The 22,796-nt window shown below is 60.1% G+C and carries 23 protein-coding genes and 3 pseudogenes; 7 read left to right on the forward strand and 19 right to left on the reverse strand.

What is annotated here, in order from left to right; all coding sequences use genetic code 11:
* Nucleotides 1-7: 7 nt before the first annotated feature.
* The 3 genes from imuA to AC3IX1_RS15845 form a co-directional block, all read right to left on the reverse strand.
* Nucleotides 8-625 (reverse strand): translesion DNA synthesis-associated protein ImuA, encoded by a 618-nt coding sequence (gene imuA / locus AC3IX1_RS15835; RefSeq protein ID WP_489384879.1) that lies wholly within the window; start codon nucleotides 623-625, stop codon nucleotides 8-10.
* The gene (gene lexA, locus AC3IX1_RS15840; protein WP_347906995.1) at nucleotides 625-1,242 is read right to left on the reverse strand and encodes a transcriptional repressor LexA; all 618 of its coding nucleotides are present in this window, start codon (nucleotides 1,240-1,242) and stop codon (nucleotides 625-627) included. The genes imuA and lexA overlap by 1 nt, the downstream gene beginning before the upstream one ends.
* A gap of 571 nt (nucleotides 1,243-1,813) precedes the next feature.
* The gene (locus tag AC3IX1_RS15845; protein WP_489384880.1) at nucleotides 1,814-1,969 is read right to left on the reverse strand and encodes a hypothetical protein; all 156 of its coding nucleotides are present in this window, start codon (nucleotides 1,967-1,969) and stop codon (nucleotides 1,814-1,816) included.
* Nucleotides 1,970-2,620: 651 nt separating this feature from the next.
* On the opposite strand from AC3IX1_RS15845, the gene AC3IX1_RS15850 reads away from it, so the two are divergent.
* Nucleotides 2,621-3,340, forward strand: a complete 720-nt coding sequence (locus tag AC3IX1_RS15850; protein WP_489384881.1) for an AAA family ATPase — start codon at nucleotides 2,621-2,623, stop codon at nucleotides 3,338-3,340.
* Nucleotides 3,341-3,409: 69 nt separating this feature from the next.
* Here the strand turns inward: AC3IX1_RS15850 and AC3IX1_RS15855 are convergent, their stop codons facing one another.
* The 11 genes from AC3IX1_RS15855 to AC3IX1_RS15905 all read right to left on the reverse strand — a co-directional run bounded on the left by AC3IX1_RS15855 (nucleotide 3,410) and on the right by AC3IX1_RS15905 (nucleotide 14,052).
* Nucleotides 3,410-3,688 (reverse strand): DUF971 domain-containing protein, encoded by a 279-nt coding sequence (locus tag AC3IX1_RS15855; protein WP_489325171.1) that lies wholly within the window; start codon nucleotides 3,686-3,688, stop codon nucleotides 3,410-3,412.
* Entirely contained in the window at nucleotides 3,685-4,647 is a 963-nt protein-coding gene (locus AC3IX1_RS15860) for a HEAT repeat domain-containing protein (RefSeq protein WP_489384882.1), read from the reverse strand. Before AC3IX1_RS15860 ends, AC3IX1_RS15855 begins: the two co-directional genes overlap by 4 nt.
* A complete protein-coding gene (locus tag AC3IX1_RS15865) occupies nucleotides 4,644-5,492 on the reverse strand; it encodes an ABC transporter ATP-binding protein (protein WP_489384883.1) in 849 nt (282 codons plus the stop codon). Before AC3IX1_RS15865 ends, AC3IX1_RS15860 begins: the two co-directional genes overlap by 4 nt.
* Complete coding sequence (locus AC3IX1_RS15870; RefSeq protein ID WP_477810797.1) at nucleotides 5,492-6,274, reverse strand: ABC transporter permease; 783 nt, start codon at nucleotides 6,272-6,274, stop codon at nucleotides 5,492-5,494. Before AC3IX1_RS15870 ends, AC3IX1_RS15865 begins: the two co-directional genes overlap by 1 nt.
* A 136-nt stretch (nucleotides 6,275-6,410) precedes the next feature.
* Complete coding sequence (locus tag AC3IX1_RS15875) at nucleotides 6,411-7,817, reverse strand: ABC transporter substrate-binding protein (protein WP_489384884.1); 1,407 nt, start codon at nucleotides 7,815-7,817, stop codon at nucleotides 6,411-6,413.
* Between the two features lie 241 nt (nucleotides 7,818-8,058).
* A complete protein-coding gene (locus AC3IX1_RS15880; protein ID WP_489384885.1) occupies nucleotides 8,059-8,304 on the reverse strand; it encodes a 4Fe-4S dicluster domain-containing protein in 246 nt (81 codons plus the stop codon).
* A 26-nt stretch (nucleotides 8,305-8,330) separates the two neighbouring features.
* Nucleotides 8,331-10,061: a fumarate reductase/succinate dehydrogenase flavoprotein subunit gene (locus AC3IX1_RS15885; RefSeq protein WP_489384886.1), complete on the reverse strand. Its 1,731-nt coding sequence runs from the start codon at nucleotides 10,059-10,061 to the stop codon at nucleotides 8,331-8,333.
* Nucleotides 10,058-10,810: a GntR family transcriptional regulator gene (locus tag AC3IX1_RS15890; protein ID WP_489384887.1), complete on the reverse strand. Its 753-nt coding sequence runs from the start codon at nucleotides 10,808-10,810 to the stop codon at nucleotides 10,058-10,060. The genes AC3IX1_RS15885 and AC3IX1_RS15890 overlap by 4 nt, the downstream gene beginning before the upstream one ends.
* A gap of 220 nt (nucleotides 10,811-11,030) precedes the next feature.
* Nucleotides 11,031-11,999 (reverse strand): Gfo/Idh/MocA family protein, encoded by a 969-nt coding sequence (locus tag AC3IX1_RS15895; protein ID WP_489384888.1) that lies wholly within the window; start codon nucleotides 11,997-11,999, stop codon nucleotides 11,031-11,033.
* A 16-nt stretch (nucleotides 12,000-12,015) separates the two neighbouring features.
* Complete coding sequence (locus AC3IX1_RS15900; RefSeq protein WP_489384889.1) at nucleotides 12,016-12,903, reverse strand: Dyp-type peroxidase; 888 nt, start codon at nucleotides 12,901-12,903, stop codon at nucleotides 12,016-12,018.
* Nucleotides 12,904-13,011: 108 nt separating this feature from the next.
* Entirely contained in the window at nucleotides 13,012-14,052 is a 1,041-nt protein-coding gene (locus AC3IX1_RS15905; protein ID WP_489384890.1) for an AraC family transcriptional regulator, read from the reverse strand.
* A 208-nt stretch (nucleotides 14,053-14,260) separates the two neighbouring features.
* Between AC3IX1_RS15905 and AC3IX1_RS15910 the strand changes: the two genes are divergently transcribed.
* On the forward strand, nucleotides 14,261-15,205 hold the full coding sequence (locus AC3IX1_RS15910) for a SphA family protein (RefSeq protein WP_489384891.1): 945 nt from the start codon (nucleotides 14,261-14,263) through the stop codon (nucleotides 15,203-15,205).
* Nucleotides 15,206-15,281: 76 nt separating this feature from the next.
* Here AC3IX1_RS15910 and AC3IX1_RS15915 read toward each other — a convergent pair whose 3' ends face one another.
* On the reverse strand, nucleotides 15,282-15,662 hold the full coding sequence (locus tag AC3IX1_RS15915) for a RidA family protein (RefSeq protein ID WP_489384892.1): 381 nt from the start codon (nucleotides 15,660-15,662) through the stop codon (nucleotides 15,282-15,284).
* Between the two features lie 79 nt (nucleotides 15,663-15,741).
* Nucleotides 15,742-16,165 (reverse strand): annotated as a pseudogene (locus tag AC3IX1_RS15920) (helix-turn-helix domain-containing protein).
* Here AC3IX1_RS15920 and AC3IX1_RS15925 point away from each other — a divergent pair.
* Nucleotides 16,166-16,282, forward strand: a pseudogene (locus AC3IX1_RS15925) (hypothetical protein); the annotation flags it as partial.
* Nucleotides 16,283-16,285: 3 nt separating this feature from the next.
* Nucleotides 16,286-16,758, forward strand: a pseudogene (locus AC3IX1_RS15930) (NAD(P)/FAD-dependent oxidoreductase); the annotation flags it as partial.
* Between the two features lie 20 nt (nucleotides 16,759-16,778).
* Here the strand turns inward: AC3IX1_RS15930 and AC3IX1_RS15935 are convergent.
* Together AC3IX1_RS15935 and AC3IX1_RS15940 are read right to left on the reverse strand one after the other, a co-directional pair.
* Entirely contained in the window at nucleotides 16,779-17,519 is a 741-nt protein-coding gene (locus tag AC3IX1_RS15935) for a TorF family putative porin (protein WP_489384893.1), read from the reverse strand.
* An 85-nt stretch (nucleotides 17,520-17,604) separates the two neighbouring features.
* Nucleotides 17,605-19,344 (reverse strand): amidohydrolase, encoded by a 1,740-nt coding sequence (locus AC3IX1_RS15940; RefSeq protein ID WP_489384894.1) that lies wholly within the window; start codon nucleotides 19,342-19,344, stop codon nucleotides 17,605-17,607.
* 107 nt (nucleotides 19,345-19,451) lie between these two features.
* On the opposite strand from AC3IX1_RS15940, the gene AC3IX1_RS15945 reads away from it, so the two are divergent.
* Together AC3IX1_RS15945 and AC3IX1_RS15950 are read left to right on the forward strand one after the other, a co-directional pair.
* Complete coding sequence (locus AC3IX1_RS15945) at nucleotides 19,452-20,366, forward strand: LysR family transcriptional regulator (RefSeq protein ID WP_489384895.1); 915 nt, start codon at nucleotides 19,452-19,454, stop codon at nucleotides 20,364-20,366.
* Between the two features lie 404 nt (nucleotides 20,367-20,770).
* A complete protein-coding gene (locus AC3IX1_RS15950) occupies nucleotides 20,771-21,595 on the forward strand; it encodes a response regulator transcription factor (RefSeq protein ID WP_489384896.1) in 825 nt (274 codons plus the stop codon).
* A 141-nt stretch (nucleotides 21,596-21,736) separates the two neighbouring features.
* On the opposite strand, the gene AC3IX1_RS15955 is transcribed toward AC3IX1_RS15950, so the two are convergent.
* Complete coding sequence (locus AC3IX1_RS15955) at nucleotides 21,737-22,057, reverse strand: DUF6124 family protein (protein ID WP_489384897.1); 321 nt, start codon at nucleotides 22,055-22,057, stop codon at nucleotides 21,737-21,739.
* Nucleotides 22,058-22,554: 497 nt separating this feature from the next.
* On the opposite strand from AC3IX1_RS15955, the gene AC3IX1_RS15960 reads away from it, so the two are divergent.
* Complete coding sequence (locus AC3IX1_RS15960) at nucleotides 22,555-22,770, forward strand: antitoxin Xre/MbcA/ParS toxin-binding domain-containing protein (RefSeq protein WP_489384898.1); 216 nt, start codon at nucleotides 22,555-22,557, stop codon at nucleotides 22,768-22,770.
* Nucleotides 22,771-22,796 lie beyond the last annotated feature (26 nt).

Below are 22,796 nucleotides of genomic sequence, written 5' to 3' on the forward strand. Positions count from 1 at the left end.
GGCAACCTCAATGCCCCACGACGAAGGCAATCGGCGCCGAACGGGCCAGGCCGCCGCGGCACTTGAGCACGCGCAGTTGTGCCGGTCGGGCATCGATGGCAATGCGCAGGGCCGCCGGCGAAGGGTTGATCGCTTCACCCAGGGGACGATAGGCGAAGGCCAGGGTCTGGCCGGTTTCCGCCGCCACCTGCAAGCGGCGCAAGGCGCGGTCATCGGCCTTGTGCGGCCAACACAGTACCGCACCGCAACTACCCGAACGCAGGCATTGCTCCGCGGCCCACAGCGCATCGCGCTCGCTGGCCTGGATGATCGACAACTGACGCAGATCGACCCCGGCGCTCTGCCACGCCTGGGGATACGGCACATAAGGCGGCGCCACCAGCACGATGCGCTCGCCCGCTGCCGACAACCGTGCCAGCGTCGGCCACACCAGTTGCAGCTCGCCCACGCCCTGCCCGGCCAACAGGATCTCCGTCAGCGCCGCCTCCGGCCAGCCACCGCTGGGCAATGCGGCGTCCAGCGCGGCATGCCCGGTGGGTTGCGGGCTGGCAGCCGGTGGCGCAGGCCGGCCCTTCCAGACCTGGCCACCATTGAACAGCGTATCCAGCGCGACGACGGCACCCATCAGCCTTGCCTCACCAGGCCACAGAACACGCCTTCGATGGCCAGGTCCCGGTCGGCCTCGACAATGATCGGCTGGTAGGCCGGGTTGCGCGGCAGCAGGCGAACCACATCGCCGACCCGCTCGAAGCGCTTGATAGTGACTTCGCCGTCGAGCCGCGCCACGACGATCTGGCCATTAACGGCCTCGGGGCTGCGGTGCACACCCACCAGATCGCCGTCGAGGATGCCGTCCTCGATCATCGAATCACCCCGCACCCGCAACATGTAGTCGGGCACCCGCGAGAAGATCGACGGATCGAGCAGCAAGCGGCTGTGCACCTCGGCATCGGCCCCGATGGGCGCACCGGCCGCCACCCGACCGAGCACCGGGATATCCAGCAACTCGGGGCGCGGCGGCTGCCCGAGCAGGCGAATGCCCCGGGCCTGATGCGGGTTGACCTCGATGAAACCGGCTTCGGTCAGCGCCAGTACATGCTTGCGCGCCACGCTGCGGGAGGCAAAACCAAACGCCTCGCTAATTTCAGCGAGACTCGGAGGCTGACCGTGCTCGGCGATGCGATCGCGGATAAAGGTCAGGATGGCGGTACGGCGGGGAGTTAGAGTCGTCATGGAGTACATTTGTACTCTTTTGGCTTTTTTCTGGCAAGGACCTTGTAGGAGCAGCCGGTCGACGCTCGATTGCTCGCGATAAGGCCAGCACAGTCAACATCGATATTGAATGTCAGTCCGCTATCGCGAGCAGGCTCGCTCCTACAGGGGTGAGTTGTGCCAGATAGGCCATACCCCTGGCGTGCAACTCGATAGCCCGCAGACGTAAAACCAAGCACTCCTTACTCGAACAAAACGGACGATCAAAAAACAAGGCCTACCGTTCGTCGCCTTTGTAAAAAAATTAGCATCTCAAGAAAATAAAAATCCACAAAAAAAGTACAAAACGCACATTTACTCCTACAGAAATATTCTACTCAACACAGCAAGATCATTTCTGCTTGCAGAAAACTAAAACACAGTTTCAAAAAGGAATTTCACAGTTCCACGCTAGAAACTATCCACACCAAAACAAAACCAAGCCACTAAGATTCCTAACATCATGCAGGACGCATCTTAAAAACATGCAGGAATCCCCCTACAACACAAAATCCTCTCGCTTGCATCCAACAGTAAAATCAACTAATCCTTGCAGCACCACTTAATGCCAAGCCCCCACAAATAAAAGCAAAATAAAAACAACAAGCCTGAAAAAGTGCCACTCAATGACTAAAAATATTTTACCCAGAGCTTTCTCCCTAACGTCAATATTCATAAAAGAACAATTAAAAGAACCCATCGCCTTTTTCTGGATCATGATATCACCTTGTGCGATGTTCTATTTTCTTGCAACAACCAGGCAAGACCCCAACTATTTTTCGAGCAATTATATTACGATTTCAGCATGGTTTTATGCTTATATTTCTTCTAGTGTCGCATTATTCGGATTCGCCTTTTACATAATCGGAAGAAGGGAAAGCGGGTTCACCCGTTCATTTATTTACTCCAAGGAATCGAAACTGATTTTTCTTTTATCGCACTTCATTGCCTACTCGCTAATATCGATATCTTATTGCACAACTTTTTATTTAACGACCAAATTTCCATTTGGAAATTACGCCCTCAATGAATTACTGAATATCGCACTACGCTTTTACATCTGCTTTATCATGTTTTGCACTTTCGGGGCTGCATTTTCATTGTTACCGATCAACTTTCAGAACTCGAACACTTTGCTTTCCATTTTTTCGTTCTGCATGCTGATTCTCGGTGTAATGAGTGCCAGCAGATCAAACCACATTACCGACGCTTTGAACCTCGCAAACCCACTGACACTTGCAAGTCAGATAATGGAACAAGGCCTTGAATCCAACAAACTCATCACGACAGCAATAATTCTTTTATTTATTTCAGTACTGCACAGAACGTTCAAGCACTTAAGAATCAATCCCGTATGGAGCCGATACTGATGAAAAAATTCAGGGCGCAGAGCATTGACTTCTCCTATTCAGACAAACCCCTCTTAACCCAGGCATCTCTTGAGGTTGCTCAAGGCGACATTGTCGGCATTCTGGGGCCCAATGGATCTGGAAAAACAACTTTTTTCGATATCGTCTGTGACCTTAAAAAAGTTAAGTCCGGCTTCATAAAAAACGACTTCAGTCACTTTTTATACCTTTCTCAAATCATCTCCACTCCCCCACCATTGCGCATGCGTGACATTTTTAAAATGGTGACTGCACTGTCATCAAGCGAGCCCATGACACAAGAAAAAACCTTAAAAAAACTAAGTGCGTGGAGCCCTGCGATAGTTAACCGATACCAAGACATATGGAACAAAAAATCATCGCTGTGCAGCTACGGAGAGACACGCTGGTTCTTTACGCTCTCTCTTCTTTCAATGTCTGCGGATTTCGTGATTCTCGACGAACCTACTGCCGGTGTAGATCCTGAATTTCGCCGCTATATTTGGCAGTGCCTTCACGGCGCCGCCAGGGAGGGCACCGCCATTCTGGTTTCCTCGCATAATGTTGATGAAGTAATTAACCACTGTGATTATTTTTACATGATTAGCCAGCAACGCTTCAATCGCTTTGCCAATGGTAGTGAGTTCATGCAAAAGCATGGAGTAAAGACTGTGGACGATGCGTTTATCCGGGCCGTTACTGAACCTGTATTCGCAACATAAGCAACTGGAAGCGCACACGGGGAAGCTGCCGCAGACCGCGACAACTCCCGATGAGGAATGGAGTTCGATTCAGTCGGTAAGTCCAGCAAGATAAGCCCACGGATAAATCCCCCGCTCATGCCCATCGCTGAAGACCAGTTGCAGGCCATACCCTTGCGAGTGCAACTCGATCACCTGAACCCGCTCATCCACCAACGGCGCCATCCCCCGCAACCGAAACGCCCGGCACTGCGAGCACGGACACTGCCGGCGCAGATCAGCATGTTCGAACACCTGCTCGCGACCATCCGGCCAGTTCAGGCGCAACTGCTGTTTGCTGCGGGAATTGCCAATCGCCAGCGGGTTCATTGCAGTTGGCTCAAGGCAATGCGCACGGCCTTGCGCACTTCCGGGTCGCCGTCGTCTTGTGCGTCCTGCAGTGCCGCAATGGCCCGTGGGTCGTTCAATTCGCCGAGGGCCAACGCGGCCTCCTTGCGCAGGTTGCTGATGCGGTGGCCGAGGGTGTCGATCAGTGCATCGAGCGCCGGTACAAAACGTAATCGACCCAGGCTGCGGGTGGCGCGCAGACGCACTTGCCAGTAATCGTCGCCCAAGGCGTCGATCAGGGCCGGGCCGGCGTCGGATTGGCCGACCTTGCCCAGGGTGGTGGCGGCTTCTTCGCGGACTTGCCAGGCGGCGTCGCGCAAGGCCTGGCGCAGGGCCGGCAGCACTTGCGCGTCAGACGCCAGGCCCAACGCCCCGGTGGCGGCACGCCGCACGTCGGTGTCCAGGTCAGCGCTGGCCAACTGCGCCAGTGCCGGCAAGGCATCAAGCTGCTTGAGCCAGCCGAGCACACCCACCGCTTCGCGGCGCACACTGGCGCTTTCATCGGCCAATGCAGCGGCAGCCGCCGAGGCGGCATCAGGGCAACGCAACTCGCGCAACGCCCTGAACGCGGCGATGCGCACGCCGATGTCGGCGTGCCCGGTCCACGGCAGAATGACCCGGCCCGCCGCTTCGCTCTTGAGCAAACTGAGGCTTTGCGCAGCGGCCGCCTGCACCGCCGGGGATGGATCGGTCAGCGCCTGGCACAACGCTTCGACCACGGGCTCGTCTTCCCAGGCTTCCAGCAACCGCGCGGCTTCGGCGCGAACGTCTGCAATCGGGTCTTCGGCCAGTCGATTGATCAACCACTGCAGGCCTTCCGGCTCCTCGAGATCGGCCAGTTCGATCAGCGCGATCCGGCGTACACCGGGGTCGTCATCGGTCAGGCGTGGTTGCAGGGCCAGAATGCCATCGTTATCGGTTACATCGAATAGTGAGGTCATAGGGCAAATCGCGGCAGTTTGTTTTCGGGGGGAAGTCCGAGCGGGTTCAGGCGCGGCAGCTGCCGACCGTCTTCATGCCGCAGGAGTTCGAGGCAATGACGCTTGAGGTGCGAGAATTCAGGGCTGGTCACCAGTTCGGTGCTGCGCGGCCTGGGGAAATCCAGACGCAGGTCTTCGATGATTCGCCCGGGGCGCGAGCTCATGACCAGCAGGCGATCGGCGAGGAACAGCGCTTCGTCGATGTCATGGGTGACAAACACCACGGTGGTGCGGATGCGCGTCCAGATGTCCAGCAGCAGTTCCTGCATGTTCAATCGGGTCAGGGCATCGAGGGCACCGAAGGGTTCGTCCATCAGCAACAGGCGCGGGCGATTGACCAGCACCCGGGCAATTTCCACCCGCTGCTGCATGCCGCCGGAGAGTTGATCGGGCCAGCGCCCGGCAAACCCTTCGAGGCCCACCAGGGCGAGGATTTTATCGGCGGCCCGGTGCCGTTCGGCCTTGCCGATGCCTTGCATTTTCAAGCCGAACGCCACGTTGTCGCGTACCGTGCGCCACGGAAACAATGTGTGCTGCTGGAACACCATGCCCCGTTGTGGCGATGGACCCGACACCGCTGCACCATCGACATTCAGCGTGCCGGTGCGCGGTTGCAGGTGCCCGGCCAGGGCGCCAAGCAAAGTCGATTTGCCGCAACCGGACGGCCCGAGAATGCACACGAACTGCCCCGGTTCGATCTGGCAATCGAGGCCCTGCACCGCTTCGAAAGCGGTGTCGCCCTCGCCCAGGCTGATCGACAACCCGCGAATGTCGATACGCCCTTCCAGGTGTTGAAAAACGCTCATCAGGCTTTTCCTCGCGGTCGATGCCAGGGCGTGAACAGCCCGCCCAGACGCTTGATCAACAGGCTGCTGCCCATCCCGAGCACGCCGATCAGCAACATGCCGACCACGATGTCGGCGTAGTTCTGGATGGTGTAGGACTCCCAGGTGTAATAGCCGATGCCGAATTGGCCGGAGATCATTTCCGCCGTCACCAGGCAGAACCACGAGGTGCCCATGCCGATGGCCAGGCCGGTGATGATGCTGGGCGCAGCGCCCGGAAGAACGACCTCCAGCAGGATTGCCCGGCGCCCTGCCCCGAGGCTTTTTGCCGAGGCGATCAGCCGCGGGTCGACGCCTTCGACGCCGTGCACGGTGTTGAGCAGGATCGGGAACAGTGCGCCGGTGAAGGTGATGAACACCATCGACAGTTCCGAGGAGGGAAACATCAGGATCGCCAGGGGAATCCATGCCACTGCCGGGATCGGACGCAGCACTTCCAGGGGCGGCAGCAACAGATCTTCGGCCCATTTCGAACGGCCGATGGCCAGGCCCAGGGCCACGCCGATGATCAGCGCCGCGAGGTAGCCGGCGAACACCCGGCCGAGGCTGCTGCCTAGGTGCTGCGCGAGTTTTCCGGAGTCGCCGAGGCCGAGGGCGGCTTCAATGACCGCCAGGGGTGTCGGGACGTTGGCGAAGGTCACGAGGCCAAGGTTCCAGTGGTGGCTGGCGGCGAGTTGCCAGAATACGAGACAGAGCAGCAAGGATGCGGCTCTGGGGATCCAGCGTGAATATGATCGGTACACAAATCCTCCTCTCGACCCAAACCTTGTAGGAGTGAGCCTGCTCGCGATAGCGGTTTCACGTTCAACATTGATGTCGACTGACCCACCGCCTTCGCGAGCAGGCTCGCTCCTACAGGGGGCTGTGGTGTTTCGGCTGTTAGCGAACGGCCACGGCCTGCGCAGTGGCATCAGTAAAGTCAAAGACCTTGCCGCCCTGCGCCGTGGCGAACTGTTGGGCCTGGCCTTTGAGCAGGAACGCGCTCAGTTGCCCTTTGCCATCGGTGGCAAACCACGCCTGATCCGCCAGCAGCTTGATCCCGCTGTCGCTGGCCTGGGCGTACACCGCGCGGATGCTTTTGCCTTCCTGTTTCAGGGCTGACAGCGCGGCAAACGCCGCTTGCGCCGAGGCGTACTGACGGACTTTCGGCTCGCCGCGTACCCAGATTTCCGCCACGTGGCTGAAGTCGGTGATGGCTTGGCCGCTGGTGGCATCGACGGCCTTGAGCGGCGCCTGCTTGTAGTTCGCAAGCTGCGCGCTGTAGTCCTGGTTCGAGGCCTTGAACGCGGCGCGGATGTATTGGTCGTCGATGAAGTGGTTGAGATCGAGACCGCGATCGGCTTTCTTCAACAACTTGAGGGTATCGATGGCGGTGCCCACAGCCTGACGGTATTCCGCCTTCCAGCTCAGGTCGCGGGTCTGCACACCGAGAGGTCCATGGAACAGGTAATTGACCTCGGCATCGACCCCGGTGACTTTGGCGATCAGCTCGCTGTACTTCTCCGGTTCAGCCGCCAGCAGCTGGTTGGCTTCGATACTCGCCCGCAGGTAAGCGACGACGATTTCCGGGTACTTTTTCGCATAAGCCTGATCGACCAGCGCACCGTGGAAGGTTGGCGCGTTGGCTTGGGCGCCGTCATAAATCTTGCGGGCGAAACCGCGGCTGGGGAACAGTTCGGCGAATGGCACGAAGTCAGCGTGAGCATCGATCTTGCCGGCCTGCAAGGCGGAGCCGGCGACTTCCGGCGGCTGGGCGATGATGTTCACGTCCTTGAGCGGATCCCAGCCCTGGGCCGCGACGGCCCGCAGCAACATGCCATGAGCGGTGGAAGCGAACGGCACGGAAATGGTCTTGCCTTTCAGCTCTGCCAGGGACTGCACGCCCGATGCGCTTGGCACCACGATGCCGTTGCCGCTGCCCTTGATGCTGCCCGACAGCACACTGATGAACAGGCTGTGCTTGCCCGCCGTTTCGAACGCCACTCCGTTGAACGCGCCGGGGAAATCGGCCATGGCGCCGAAGTCGAGTTTGCCGGCTACCATCTCGTTGGTCAGGGGGGCGCCGCTGGTGAAGTTTTTCCACTGCACGTCGTATTGGGCGTCTTTGTAGGGGCCATCGTGGGGCAGGTATTTGTCCAGCAGCCCGAGTTCGCGAATCAACAATCCGCCGGCGGCGCAGTTGATAGTGGTGTCCTGGGTGCCGATGGCAATGCGGATGGTTTCGGCCGAGGCCGACAGGGTGAATGAAGCCAGTACCAGACCGGCCAAAGCTGCACGCAACATCATGAGTATTTCCCCTCGAATCATTTATAGGATGTTCGTCTCCGCCACGATCAGGGCGTGGTGGGAAACGAGGGGTGTCTTGAATCAGGCGTCCGGTGGTGGCGGATAGCTTTAAATACTATTTGAACTGACCACGATCCACTGTAGGAGCGAGCCTGCTCGCGAAGGCGTTCTTGCAGTCAATGGAGATGTCGCCTGTGCTGGCTTCATCGCGAGCAGGCTCGCTCCCACATTGATTTGTGTTTCAGCGCAGCAGGTACGGAATTTCGACTTTCACAGCGCCCGTCGGGCAGTCCTTTTCACAGGGCATGCAGTACCAGCATTCATCGAAGGCCATGTAGGCCTTTTGGGTGGCCGGGTTGATCGCCAGCAGGTCCATCGGGCAGACGTCGACGCACACGGTGCAACCTTTGTGGGCGATGCATTTTTCCTCGTCGACAGTGACGGGGGCGTTGGAACGGAAGAAAATTTCCTGGGCTTGATAGGCCATTTCACGGTCTCTCTCTTGGGTGATGCTCAGGCGGCATCCGCACCGACCCGCAGCCGGTCGTAGGCCTGCATCTCGTCGGCATCCAGCGGGATGATGTAAGGCTCGACGGCTTTCTTGAAACTGCTCATCAAACCGTTTTCGTCTTTCTTCAGGTGGCAATGGCAGAACCAGTCGCGGTCGTTGCGTTGTGGGTGATCGACGCGGTGGTGGTAAAGCCCCCAGCGGCTTTCGGCGCGGAACAATGAAGCGCGGGCAGCCATTTCGGCGCAGTCGCGGATCATGCTGACTTCCATGGCGCGCATCAGCTCGTGGGCGTTATGGGCCTTGATCTGGTCGAGATCGCGCTGGATGTCGCTGAAGCGTTGCAGGCCGATCTGCATCTTCTTCGTCACTTTCGGCGGTTGCAGGTAGTCGTTGACGAAGCGCCGCAGTTTGTATTCGACCTGGGCCGGCGGCAGGCCATGTTCGCGATCCAGCGGTGCGTAGACCCGTTGTTTTTCGGTTTCGATCTGCCGGGTATCCAGCGCCGAAAACTCGCGCCCGACGACAAAATCCGCTGCGTTGTTGCCAGCGAACCAGCCATAGGTGAACGCGCCGAGCATGTAGTTGTGCGGCACGGCAGCCATGTCACCGGCCGAGTACAAGCCCTTGACCGAGGTCTCGGCCTTTTCGTTGACCCACACCCCCGACGCCGAATGCCCGCTGCAAAAGCCGATCTCGGAGATGTGCATCTCGACCATCTGCGTCCGGTAGTCGGTGCCGCGATTGGCGTGGAACTGGCCGCGACTCGGACGCTCGTTGCTGTGCAGGATCTCTTCGATGTTCTGGATGGTTTCCTCGGCCAGGTGATCGAGCTTGAGGAACACCGGGCCATTGCCGCTTTCCAGCTCCTGATGGAACTCCCACATCATCTGCCCGCTCCAGTAGTCGCACTCGATGAAGCGTTCGCCCTTGTTGTTGGCGGTGTAGCCACCCAAGGGGCCGGTGACGTAGGCGCAGGCCGGACCGTTGTAATCCTTGATCAGCGGGTTGATCTGGAAGCATTCCAGGTTCGCCAGCTCGGCCCCGGCGTGGTAGGCCATCGAGTAGCCGTCGCCGGCATTGGTCGGATTTTCGTAGGTGCCCATCAGGTAGCCCGAGGACGGCAATCCCAGTCGTCCGGCGGCACCGCAGGCGAGGATTACTGCCTTGGCCTTGATCACATGGAAGTCGGCGGTGCGGCAATCAAAGCCCATCACGCCGTTGACTGCACCCTCCTGGTCTTTGAGCAATCGGGTGCACACCAGGCGATTGGTGATGCTCACCCGCGCGCGCTTCAACTGCCGATAGAGGACTTTCTTGATGTCGTGCCCTTCCGGCATCGGCAACACATAAGCGCCCATGTGGTGGACCTTCTTCACCGCGTAGTCGCCGGTTTCGTCCTTCTCGAATTTCACGCCCCAGCGGTCCAGTTGCGAGAGGGTTTCGAAGCTGTGGGTGGCATAGGCGTACACCGCAGCCTGGTTGACGATGCCGTCGTTGGCGATGGTGATTTCCTTGGTGTATTGCTCCGGCGTCGAGTGGCCGGGAATGATCGCGTTGTTCAGGCCGTCCATGCCCATGCTGATCGCGCCGCTGCGCTTGACGTTGGCCTTGTCGATCAACAACACCCGCAGGTCGCGGTTGCGTTCCTTGGCCTTGATCGCCGCCATCGGGCCGGCGGTGCCGCCGCCGATCACGACGATGTCGTATTCCTGCTCCAACGTGCTGCGCGTCATGCCTGCTCCCCTTTTTGCCGGTCGATCCGCAGGCGGTACTGGAAGGCATCGCCACGGTAGTAAAGGTGTTCAAAGTCCAGCGGACGACCGTCGGCATCGTGGGTCAGGCGCTCAATGCGCATGATCGGCGAGCCCGGCTCAACGTTCAGCGCGCGGGTCAGGTCGCTGTCGGCCAGTACCGCATCGATGGCCAGATCGGCGTGTCCCAGGGCCAGGCCGCAGTCGTTTTCCAGGATCAGGAAAATGTCGCGGGTGACCAGGTCGGCTTTTTCCAGACGCTCGCCAATGGCCTTGGGCAGGTAAGTGATTTCCAGGGAAATCGGCTCGCGATTGATCAGGCGCACACGTTTGATCTGCGCCACGACCTCGCCTTCGGCCACCTGCAAACGCTCGGCGACGAGCTTGTCGGCGGCAATGAACTTGAAGCTGCGCAGGCGGTTGATCACCTCATAGCCGCGACCGGTCATGGACTCGGCCAAGCCTTGCAGGGTGCTGACGTTCTGGAAGGTTTTCGGCTTGGCGACGAAGGTGCCCTTGCCGTGGATCTTGAAGATCAGCCCTTCCTTTTGCAGGTCGCCCAAGGCCTGGCGCACGGTGATGCGGCTGACCTTGAACAACGCGCCAAGCTCGCTTTCGGAAGGCATCTGGCTGTCTTGCGGGTATTCGCCGTCGAGGATGCGGGCACGCAGCACGTCTCGCAGCTGGGTGTGCAACGGGACGCTGCTCAGGGATAGAACGTTATCGGTCATGGCAGATCACTTGTTATAACGAGTTATGACGTGATCTTAGCGAGGTTATGACACGCTTGAGAAATACCGAATGCGCATAAGGTTAGATGCGTAACGAAACCCAAAACTGTAGGAGCGAGCCTGCTCGCGATGGCGGTGGGTCAGTCGATTTCAATGTTGAATGTGAAACCGCTATCGCGAGCAGGCTCGCTCCTACAGGGGATTTGTGTGGTCTGAAGAATCAGTGCCGCTTGAGGATCCGGTCCATCACCCAATCGGTCTTCAGCGCCTGCTCGGCCACGGCCGGGTGCTGCGCCTCGCCACGAATATGCGCATTCATGCCCAATACGTGGTGCCACTGAATGTGGGCGTGATGCTCGATGGTCAGGCTGAGGTGCTCATCGGCGTGCAGTTCGACCGGGTGTTCATCGAACACTGAAAAGGTGATCCGGCCTTTGCTGCCAATCACTTCGACCCGGTCTTCGCGACGGTCTGCAACGAAGTTCCAGCAGCCCATCCCCAGTGCCCCGCTGGCAAACCGCCAGGTGGCGCTGACGGCATCTTCGGCCGCGTACAAACCGGCCTGGCGTGCGGTGAACCCGGCGACTTCGACGATATCGCCGAACAGGTACTGGAACAGGTCCAGGCCATGGCTGGCCAGATCCGCAAAGTAGCCACCACCGGCAATCGCCGGATCGGTGCGCCAGTTGTAGGTGCCGTTGCGGTCCGCTGCGGACGGGCCTTTGGTGAGGGTCCAGCTCAAGTGCCGGACCTCGCCGATCCGCCCCTCCTCCAGCCATTGCCGCACTTTCCGGAAGCGTGGCAGCGAACGTCGGTAATAGGACACGAACAAGTGCAGCCCGGCGTCGGCAAACACCTGCTGCATCTCGCGGCTTTGCCCGGCATTCAGCGCCATCGGCTTTTCGACGCAGCAATGCTTGCCGGCGGCGGCCACCTGCAAGGCATAGGCGTGATGGCTGTCGGGCGGCGTAGCGATGTACACCGCGTCGACCTCGGGATCGTTGATCAACGCCTGCGCATCGGTGTAGACCCGCGCGATGCCGTGGCGCGCGGCGTAGTCGGTGGCAGCTTCCAGGCGCCGGCCCATCACCGCCACCAACGTCGATCCGGGCGCCTTGTAGAAGGCCGGCCCGCTTTTGCGTTCAGCGACGCTGCCACAACCGATCATGCCCCAGCGCACCAGGTTCATAGGCTCTCCTTGCTGCTCAGCCGACGCGCAATGCGCGCAGGTCCAGTCGACCGTCCTTGAGCGGCGGGCACCAGTAGTAGCCACCGGTGATCGGACGGCTGATGCGGTACAGACCGTCAGTGATGCCGTCTTCCAGGCCACTCATGCGGCGCAGTTGGGCTTCGAAGGCGTCGAGGGAAAAACCGAAGGCCAGGAACATCAGGCCGGCGCGCTCGCCTTCGATCCACGGCATCGAACGGCGCACCACGAAGGCCTCGGGCGCGAAGCTTTCCTGGGCGGTGCGTTTGACGTGGGCGGAAACCGGCGCGTCGTCAATCTCTTCGTTATCGCTCAAGCGGCGGCCCATGATGTTGTCTTTTTCATCCGCCGACAGCCCGTGGAAACCTTTCAAGTCATGCTGCCATTGCTGGATCGCGGCGAAGCTGCCGCCGACCATGCCGTCCGCGCCCTCAGCCACCAGTGCGGCGGCTACTGCGGCTTGGTCATGGGGGTTCTCGGTGCCATCTTCGAAGCCGGTCAGGTCATGGCCGCTCATGTGGCGGAAGGTTTCGTTCATCTGCACCAGGCGCAATGCCGGGGCCAGCGCCGCTGCGATGGCGTTGCTGCGGTTGAGCAACTCACCACGGTCTTCACCGTGCAGCCAGCACCAGAGCGCGTGCTGGGTCGACGGGTTGTCGACGCCGACGCCAGTCAGTGCCGGGAAAGTGCGCAAGCCTTCGATCTGCCCAGCCAGCGCCTTGACCAGGGATTCGCCGAAGCCGACGACCGCCGATTTCCCGTCCACCAGTTGCATCAAGTTGTCGAGCGCGGCCGGCAGTGCCACAACGGATTCGAGGGCGAAGAACATATGGCGGGCTTGAGGCGGAACGGGGGTGGCGAGAATGCCCGGCTGGTAATGGCTCATATGAACTCCTTGAAAAAGAGCATGGAGTTTAACCGGAGTACGAGGGTTTGTGTGCCGTCAGAGGCCAGGAACCTGTGGCAAGGGGCAAGCCCTCTCACCACAAAAAGATCAAACCGCGCTGGGGCTTTCGTTGCGGAACGCACTCGGGCTCAGGCCAGTCCAGCGCTTGAACGCCCGGCGAAAGCTGCGCACGTCGCTGTAGCCGACTTCCTCGGTGATGCGTTCGATGGACATGTCCGGGTTGGCCAGCAGGCTCATGGTGCGGGCCTGGCGCACTTGTTCCAGCAGCGTTTCGAACGTCAGCGCATGTTCGGTGAGACGGCGGCGCAAGGTGCGGCTGCTCATGTTCAGGTCGCCGGCGATTTTCTCGATGTGGCTGCCTTCGGTCAGGTCCCGGGCAATCGCCCGTTCCACGGCCTGGATCAGATCCATTTTCTGGTGCACCTGCGCGGCTTCCAGTTCGAGTAGCTTCACTGCCTGACGCAAGGCCAGGGAATGATGATTGGGCAAGTGAACGCCCAGCCAATGCGCCTCGATCACCATGCGGTTTTGCAGGCAACCGAAACGCACGTCCGGCCCCAGCAGGCGCGAATATTCGCCGAGATAGTCCGGCGCGGCATGCACGAACTCAACAGCCACCGGTTTGAAATCCGCCCCGACCAGCGCCCGGCCGTACACCAGCAGGCTGGCGAAAAACTCCTCGACCGCGAACAACTGTACGTCGGCGAACGGCAAGCGGCATTCAACGTCGATAAACACCCGATCCCCCGCCTCCTCCACACTCGACACGACAATGCCGCCAGAGGTGTGTTGATGGCGAATGCCCAGTTCAAAGGCATCACGCAGGGTCTTGCACAGTGACAACACATGCCCCAGCAACCCCAGCGTACCGAGCACATTCTGCGCCCCGACCCACAAGCCCAGCCCCTGATTGGGCAGGACTTTGAGCGCGCGCTGAATCATGGCCACGGCCTGGCGATAGGAAATACGCTGCGCCGGGTCCTGCAGGTCTTCGAAGGTAAAACCCAGCCCTCGGCACAGGCTCTGGGGGTGGATGCCTTTTTGCTCGGCGACTTCGGCCAGGGTCTGCAGGAGAAACGGCGACACCAGCGCCAGTTCAAAGGTGGGATCGATCACTTTCATTTGCATGGGGCCATACATTCCGGGTCGAGCTGCATTCTTATTTTTGTAACCGGTTATGTCGAAGGAAGTTAGCACAGGGTTCAAAGGCTGTCCGCAGAAGTCCCCCTAAATGGCCGCCAATACCCTGCCTTGCAGGGCGCAGACAGCTTATTTCTATGTTGCGGCCCTCGTATGGATGCCGGACAGCCCGCTAACAATAATAATGAGTACACCCATGATCCCGACCCGCACGACACTTCCCCTACTGGTCATTGGCCTGGCCGGCGTCTGCGCCCTGCAACCGGCACTGGCCACCGAGGCCGGCGTGGACAACATCGGCACCGGCACCGACGGCTTTTTCATATTGCCGCTTTCGCCCGACAGCCTTCCGGACAACATGGTTGCGTTCAACCTCTACTACAACCACTACAAAGCCACCAAGCTCAATATCAGCTCCCTCGGCGGCAAAGTACCGAACGTCGAGATCGAGTCCACGGCGGTCATTCCGCGCCTGGATTACCTCAGCCCGGTGCGCGTGTTTGGCGGCCGGCTGGGCGGCTACATCGCGCAGCCCTGGCTCAAGCAGGAGGTCTCGGTGTTCGGCTTGCAGGACACCCGCGAAGGCATGGGCGACACCACGGTCGCGCCGATCATTCTCTGGGACATGGGCCCAAACCTGACCCTCGGCGCCGCCATTGAAGTCACCGTGCCGACCGGCGAATACAGCGTTGATCGCCTGGCCAACACCAGCAACAACTTCTACACCTACAAACCGCTGTTTTCCTTCACCTGGCTACCGACGGACAGAACCGAGGTGTCGATGAAGACCACCTACAGTTTCAACGAGAAAAACAAGGACACCGACTACAGGTCGGGGCAGATTTTCCACTTCGACTATTCCGCCAGTTTCAAGATCACCGACGACCTGATGCTCGGTTTGAACGGCTACTACCTCAAGCAAACCACCGACGACAAACAGTTCGGCCACACCGTGCAGTTCAATGGCCAGGACGTGAACGACGGGGTACGCGGCCAGGTATTTGCCATTGGCCCGGCGCTGCACTGGACCTTTCTCGAATACGCCAGCGCGGAGATTCGCTGGGCCAAAGAGTTCGATGTGGAAAACCGGCCTGAAGGGGAAATGCTTTGGGCGAAGGTCAGTATTCCCTATGCGTTCTGACTGAACTGACGCCTTCGTCGGAACGCCGCCCGGATCCCGCTCCCACAGGGTTGTCGTGCGGCATGTCTGGCTGCGATCAGGCCTTGGCCGCCATCGCGGTCACTTCCACGCGCATGCCTTCCACTGCCAATGCAGCAACGCCAACGGCGGCGCGCACCGGCCATGGCTTGGCGAAGTAGCGCTTGTAGACCTCGTTGAACGCGGCGCGGTCGGCCATGTCGGTGAGGTAGATGGTCAGGTGCATCACGCGGTCCATGGAACTGCCGGCACGCTCCAGCGCGACCTTCAGCGCTTGCAGGGTGCATTCGCTTTGCAGGGTGATGTCGCCCAGTTCCAGACTGCCGTCGGCACGGGTGGGGATCTGGGTGGAGACCAGCACACCACCGAAACCGACGACGTCGGAAGAAATCGAATCGGCATCGAGGTCGGGCGTGAAGGTCAGGTCGTGGTTTGCCATGGGGGATCTCTTGCTTGAATAAGTGGAAAGGCCAGCGCCTTTTGCGCGGCCAGTTTACAGGGCCATTTGCGGCGCGTCGCTAATCCAGGCCCGACGGCTGCTCGATACCGGTGGCCTGACGGTACTGACGCGGGGGTGAAGCCGGTCAAGGCCTTGAACTGCCGAGTGAATGCACTGTGGTCGGTATAGCCGCATTGCAGGGCGACCTCGGTGATCGGCAGATCCGTGAGGAGCAATCGATGGGCGTGCTCGGTGTAACCGGGCCCCAATTGCTCGGGAAACACCTCGGCGCTGGTTTTCCCCAGCAGCGGCTTGAGCTGCTTCAAGCCACAGCGCTGCACCAGCGTGCGATTGGCCATGACATAGCGCGCCTGCACATCCTTGATGAAGATCGCGGCATTGGGAATGACATCCAGCATCGGCAACAGAAGCGCAACGCCGGCCAGCGACTTTCTCGCCGACCCGGCGTTGCAGGCGGAAATGTTCGGCGCCGCGTCGCTGATCGTGCAATGTGCCCGGTCTGCTATCAGGACTTTCCCGATGCCTTGTTACCGGCCGCGCTCAAGCATGGCAATCCGTTGCGGTTGCGTCGCCTGCTCGACGGCCAGAGAGAAGCCTAGGCCATGTCCAACGACTCCCTTTTCAACCGCTCCCACCCCGCGGCGGACGTTGCCGTGATCGGTACCGGAATCATCGGCATCGCCTGCGCCCTGCGCCTGGCCCGTCAGGGCCGGCGGGTGGTGGTCATCGACCAGCAGGAGCCCGGCCGAGGTGCCTCGTTCGGCAATACCGGGCACCTGGCCACCGAGCAGGTGTTCCCCATCGCCGACCTGTCGATCCTCAAGCGCCTGCCCGCCATGCTCATGGACCCGATGGGCCAGCTGCGCCTGGACTGGAAATACATGCCCCGGGCCCTGCCCTGGTTCATGCGCCTGTTGCTCAACCTGCGCCCGGTGCCGTTCCAGCGCACCGGGCATTTTCTCGATCCCTTCCAGGTGGTCGGCGAACTGGTGCACGCCGCCAAAAACAGCGGCGTGCAGTTCCTCAAGCAGCGGGTCGAGGGCGGGCAATTGATGAACACGGCGTGTCATTGATCAGGACGCTACCGCACCTCGATCAGAAGGTCTTGCTGGCGCTGACCACGACGGTGGCGGTGCACACGTCGCCATAGCCGTAGTAGCTCGTGCACTCGTGCGCGGAAAGGTCGGTGTCGATGTACGCCACGGCCCAGTCAACGCCCACGGCGCTGTGCGTCAGCCGCGCTTCCCATTCGTGATAGTCGCCGCGTGCAGCGCCGTTGCCGGACACGAACACGTCATCCTTGAAATCGAATCGGCCATAGCGCACCTCCAGCCCGGTGTCCGCCGGTAGCGCATAGCTGTAGCCCAGATAGGTGTAGAGGGTGTCCTGGTCCTTGCCCACGTAAGTCTGCAAATCGTTGGAGTAGTAACTGGCGAACTTGAAGCCATAGGCTTTGACGATGGCGTAGACCTCGCTCTGGTTGAAGTCCGATTGCCTGGCGTAGGTGTACTTGAGGTAGCCCAGATCGAGGCTGACGTCATCGGTGATCTGCTTGTAGAAGCCTGCGTAGAAATCCTGCTCCAACCGGGTTTTATAGTTCAGGCCGAAATCGACATTCGAGGTCCAGACCCCGGCGTAGGCACCACTGCTGTGCAGCAGCGTGGCGTCCAGTTGCGCGGCGGGGTCGCCCAGGGTCAATGACAAACCACGGCTGCGGTAGTCGCTGACCACCGCCGGTTTGAGCATCAGTTGAAAGTCTTCGGTCAACGTCAGGGCGTGGGCGGCCAGCGGCAAAAAAGTGCAGGCGACAAACAGGGTCAATGCAGGGCGATGCATGTTTCAGGTCCTTTCTTATTATTGAGTCGGCAAGGCTTCGCCCTCCCCTTGCCGGCAGGGCAAAGGGTGGGCGAACAGGAGGGAGTTACGGGCGGCTGTAGACTTCGCGGCCGGCGAAGTAAGTCTTGAGCACTTGGGTGTCGGCCAGTTGCGTTTCAGGCGCGCTGAACACATCGCGATCGACAACGATCATGTCGGCTTGCTTGCCTGGGGTCAGTGAACCGATCTGCTGTTCCAGGCCAATGGTTTTCGCGGCGTTGCGGGTGTAGGCGTAGAACATGGTTTCGCGGTCGATGGCTTCTGCCTGGTTCAGCACACCCTTGGGGCCTTTGCGGCTGATGGCTTGCCCGATCGCTTTCCACGGATCCGGTGTCGACACCGGCCAGTCGCTGGCCCCGGAGATCGTCGCGCCGTTCTTGAGCAGCGAACGCGCCGGGTACATGAACTGGAATTGCATGGCATTGATGTAAGGCTGCAGCAAATCGATGCTCAGTTCGTCTGCCGAGGCCCAGTAAAGCTGCATCGATGCGATGACGTTGAGCGGCTTGAACCGGGTGAATTCCTTGGGGTTGACCATCTGCAAGTGAGTGACGGAGTGGGCCACGTTGTTGTGCCCTTCGCGACGCGCCTGCTCGATGCCACTGAGGCTTGCACGCACCGCACGATCACCGATGGCATGCACATGCACCAGCCAGCCGCGAGCATCGGCGGCCCCCACCAGTTCGCCGAAGTGCGCCGGGTCGATCAGCAGTTCGCCGCCCTTGAGCGAGTTCTTGTAGGGCGACAGCAACGATGCGGTTTGTGCCGGAAACTCGGCGACGCCGTCGGCAAACACCTTGATGCCCGGCAGGCTCAGATTGTCGACGCCAGCGAATTGCTCGCGCACCTGCTCCATGACCTCAAGGTCGGCGGGTTTGCTCTTGGGGTTGACGACCATCAAGGCTGCCACGTGCAGGCGCAGTTCACCCTTGTCCGCCAACGCCTTGTAGGCCGGCAGCACCCCGACGTTTTTCACCGTGGGCTTGAAGTCGAACAACGCATCCCCGGGCACCGCGTTGGCCGCCGGGTCCATCAGGGCCGTCACGCCCAGGCTGTGATAAAGATCGCGGGCTGCTTCGGCGGCGCCGATCAATTGCTCAAGACTGGCCGGCGGCAACTGCGACATCACCGCCGACAAGCCAGCATCGGCGACGAAACCGTTGGGCGTGCTGTCGTCATGGTGGCCGATGGTCGCCACCGCTTCGCCCGTGAGTGCCTTGACCCGCTCGGCATCGATACCAGCGCGCTTGAGCAAGGCCTTGTTGGCCCAGCCGGTGTGGTAATCCCAACCGGCAAACAGAATCGGCGTGTTTGCCCACTCACCCTGGTTGAAGCGCTTCTCAAACTCCGCTACCTGGCTCCAGTAGGTCGAAGGCGTTCCACCGACGACCAGGATGTCGCCATGCCGTGCCTTGCCGTTGTCGCGCCATTCGCGCAAGCGCTGCTCCAGTTCGTCGAACGGCAACATCTGCGTCTCGAGGTCGGCGGACTTGAGCTTCACCCCGCCAAACACCGCGTGGCTGTGGGTGTCGATGAAACCGGGCATCAACACCTTGCCCTGCAAGTCGATGACCTGCGTGCCGGGGTCCTTGAGGGCCAGCACCTCGGCATCGCTGCCGACCTTGACGACTTTCCCGTCCTCCACCGCCACGGCCTGTTGCAGCGCCTTGCCCTGCTCGGCGGTAAAGACTTTGCCGTTATGCAAAATCAGATCGGCGGCCGCCATGCTTTCCATAGAGGAAAGACCAATAGCCATGGCCAATGCCGACTGGAATACTCGCTTCATCGTCCCGCACCTTTTTTCTTGTAAGAATGCCGAGAGACTAGCGAACCGGGTAGCGGTAAAGAATACTCGGCCCAGGCAACACATACTTTCCAAACAGGAAACACTGAATGGACCAACTCAGCGCCATCGCGATGTTTGTCGAAACCGCCGACCAGGGCAGTTTCACCCGCGCCGCCTCGCAATTGGGCAAGACCACCTCGGCCCTGACCCGGGCTATCACCCACCTGGAAGAAGAGTTGGGCACGCGCTTGTTCGAGCGCTCCACACGGCGCATCGCGCTGACCGAGGCCGGGGAAATTTTCCTCGCCAGTTCACGGCAAGTGCTCACGCAACTGGAGCAGGCCCGGGAAGACATCGGCCAGTTGCAGCGGGAAATGTTTGGCCTGCTGCGCGTAACCGCCCCGCCCTCGTTCGCACCGGCCTTTCTCAATGCGGTGTGCTGCCGCTTTCTCGAGCGCTACCCGCAGATGCGCCTGGACGTGGTGCTGAGCGATGAATTCGTCGACCTGGTCGAAGGCCGGTTCGACCTGGCCGTGCGCGATGGCCCGGTGGAACTGCCCGACCTGATCACGCGCCCGCTGACTGCCAACCGCATCCTCTTGTGCGCCAGCCCGCGCTACCTGCAACGCAACCCGCTGGAGGTGCAACCGCATACGTTCAATCAACACGATTGGCTGCTGTTTCGGCATCCGGCCCTGAACCCGCATTACTGGTGGCTCGAACATGAGGGACAACGCAAACGAATCGCCCAACCGATACCGCGGCTGAGCAGCGACAACTATGACTTCCTGTTCGGCGCCCTGCTCGCCGGCCGGGGGTTGCAGTTCTGCCCGCAATGGAGCGCCGCACCGTACATCCGGCGCGGCGAACTGGTGCACCTGCTGCCGGACGCCGACCTCGACCCTGAGCAGTTCGGCCGGAAAATCCATGTGATTTACCCGGCGCACCGCCGTCATACCCGCAAACATCAGGCGTTCATCGAGTGCCTGAATGAGTACCTGGACGAGCAGGCGTTGCATTGATGGAGACATCCGGTGCGCTTGCCGCAGGCATTCGTCCCCATAGCCGCGCAGCACAGCAATCTGGTTCAGTTGGCCGATTTCCCTGGCAATGTCGATGACCTTCTCCCCCGACGGCGACTCGTTCCAACGCCAGCAGCAGTCGCGCTTGCTGGCGCCACTGGGAATTCTGACAATCCTGTTGCCATCTACCGGGCAACGTCCGTCGGGAGCGTGAATGATCGCGACTGGGCTGCCCGCTCCACCTGATCATTTTTGCTACCCGCCCTGTAGCACTCGGTAACACCCAGCCCTGTTGCGGTGCGTCTTCGTCACGCCACACCGCCACCCGTCCCGCTCCGCACGGGCAAACCCGCCATGGCGTACTTTGTGCATCCAAAGGCCATCCTCCTCTGCCTGTAGCCGCCATGCGCCCCAAGGAACTGAAACTCTGGACCACCGGAGTCGCCCACCTGCTCGACCTGCCTGCCGGGCATGCGCGGCTGTCGGGGTTGAGCCATTGGCTTCGGCAAATCTGCCCGGTCGATCACTTCGTGTTGTTTGTCTACGAAGGCAATCACCGGCCACTGGCGTTGTTCGATACGTTCTCGGCGGACAAGCGGGCGGTGTATGTCGACGACTATCAATGCGGGCCTTACCTGCTCGATCCGTTCTATCTGGCCTGCACCCGAGGCCAAGCACCAGGACTGTGGCGTCTGCGCCAGTTCGCCCCCGACCACTTCTACCTCGGCGAATACTTCCTGACCTATTACCAGCAAACCGGACTGGCCGAGGAAGTGGCGTTTTTCGTCGACCTCGGCGGTGGTGCCACGGCGGTGTTGTCGTTGATGCGATCGAGCGCCAGCTGTGCGTTCAGCCGGGACGAAATGCAGCTGGTCGAGTGCACGCAAGCGGTGGTCGAGCAGGTCATCAATGAAGCCTGGCGCCTGCGCCAGGCCCAGCAACCGCGCCCGGCGCAAGACCTGGACTTCAAGATCCGCGAAGCCTTCGACCACTTCGGCGCGCACATCCTCACCGGCCGCGAGCAGGAGATTGTCCAGTTGTTGCTGCGCGGCCACTCCAGCGCCTCGGTGGCCGAACAACTGAACATCAGCCCGGGGACGGTGAAGATTCATCGCAAGAACATCTACGCGAAGTTGGGGATTGGCAGCCAGTCGGAATTGCTGGGGTTGTTTATTCGGGAGTTGACGGAGGAACCGTTGCAGGCGCCGGGCCTCAAGCTGCAAGCCTGAGACCTGTCAGTCAACAGAAACCCCCTGTAGGAGCGAGCCTGCTCGCGATTGCGTCAGTACAGCCAACATCCCTGTTTCTGATACACCGCCATCGCGAGCAGGCTCACTCCTACAGGTTTATCGGTGTTCTGGAGAGTATGGTCAGGGCGGATCAAGCTGATCCAACGCCCGGTTCACCGCCAACTCCCCCAACATGATCACCTGCGCAATCCCCAACAGCGCATTGCGGCTCGTCCCCTCCAGATGATCCACCAGATCATTGGCCATGACATTGGCCGACGCCAGTGATTCACAGGCATGCACCAGCAAGGTTTCGATACTGAGTTCGGGATTGACGACGAACATCGTGCTGGGCTTGCGCGGCGTCGCCATGATCTGGGGGCCGGGGTTGAGGTCGTGATCGAGGCTTTCGTACGGAGATGCCGGATCGGTATCCGGCGGGTTAGGTGTGACCTTGAACATAGTGAAACTCCTTGTACCGTAAAAAGGAGCCATCACTCTCACGCTACCAAACGTTGGGTGGTGGCCATACGCAGGTTGGTAGACCGGGTACAAGGACCGGCGCGCCCGAAGGCGCCCTGTGCATGGCCACCATAAAGCAGAGCAGAAAAACGCTGCTGATAGTGACGCATTGCACCTTGTAACACCGGGCTACCAAACCCGATCACTGTTGTTATTCAGCGACCGGCAAACGATAAAACCCAGCCCCAAGGCGCACAAGCCGGCGGATTCTGGCGTACCTGTAGGCAACGACGCAAGGTGTTGTAGCTTGCGGGAAGTAACGCTGACAGCGATTAAACACTACGCTTCAACAGCGGTTTTGCACGCCCTACAGACGTTGAAAACATTAGGCAAATGCAGGAAATATCCGACGCCCTTTTAGGGTTGGCCATCGGAAGTACGAGGTTTAATTTGACAGCTCTAGGCAAGTACAAGAGATGGCGAAGGAGACTAAGTCAATGCGTCTAAACCAGCAGAAAAATACAGTCCGATATACCCAGACCTTGAAACACGCCATCAACGTGTTCGGCAATCAGCAATTGGCTAAGGACTGGCTAAAGAAACCTTGCAAGCGTCTGGAAGGCAACATCCCGCTGGAACTGATCCGCAACTCGCATGGCTTCCAGAAGGTTGAGAATTATCTGACCCGGATTGAGCACGGGGTTTATCAATGATCGCTACGTCATACCTCTACTGGAAA

The organism is Pseudomonas sp. KH_046_2 (assembly GCF_057838985.1).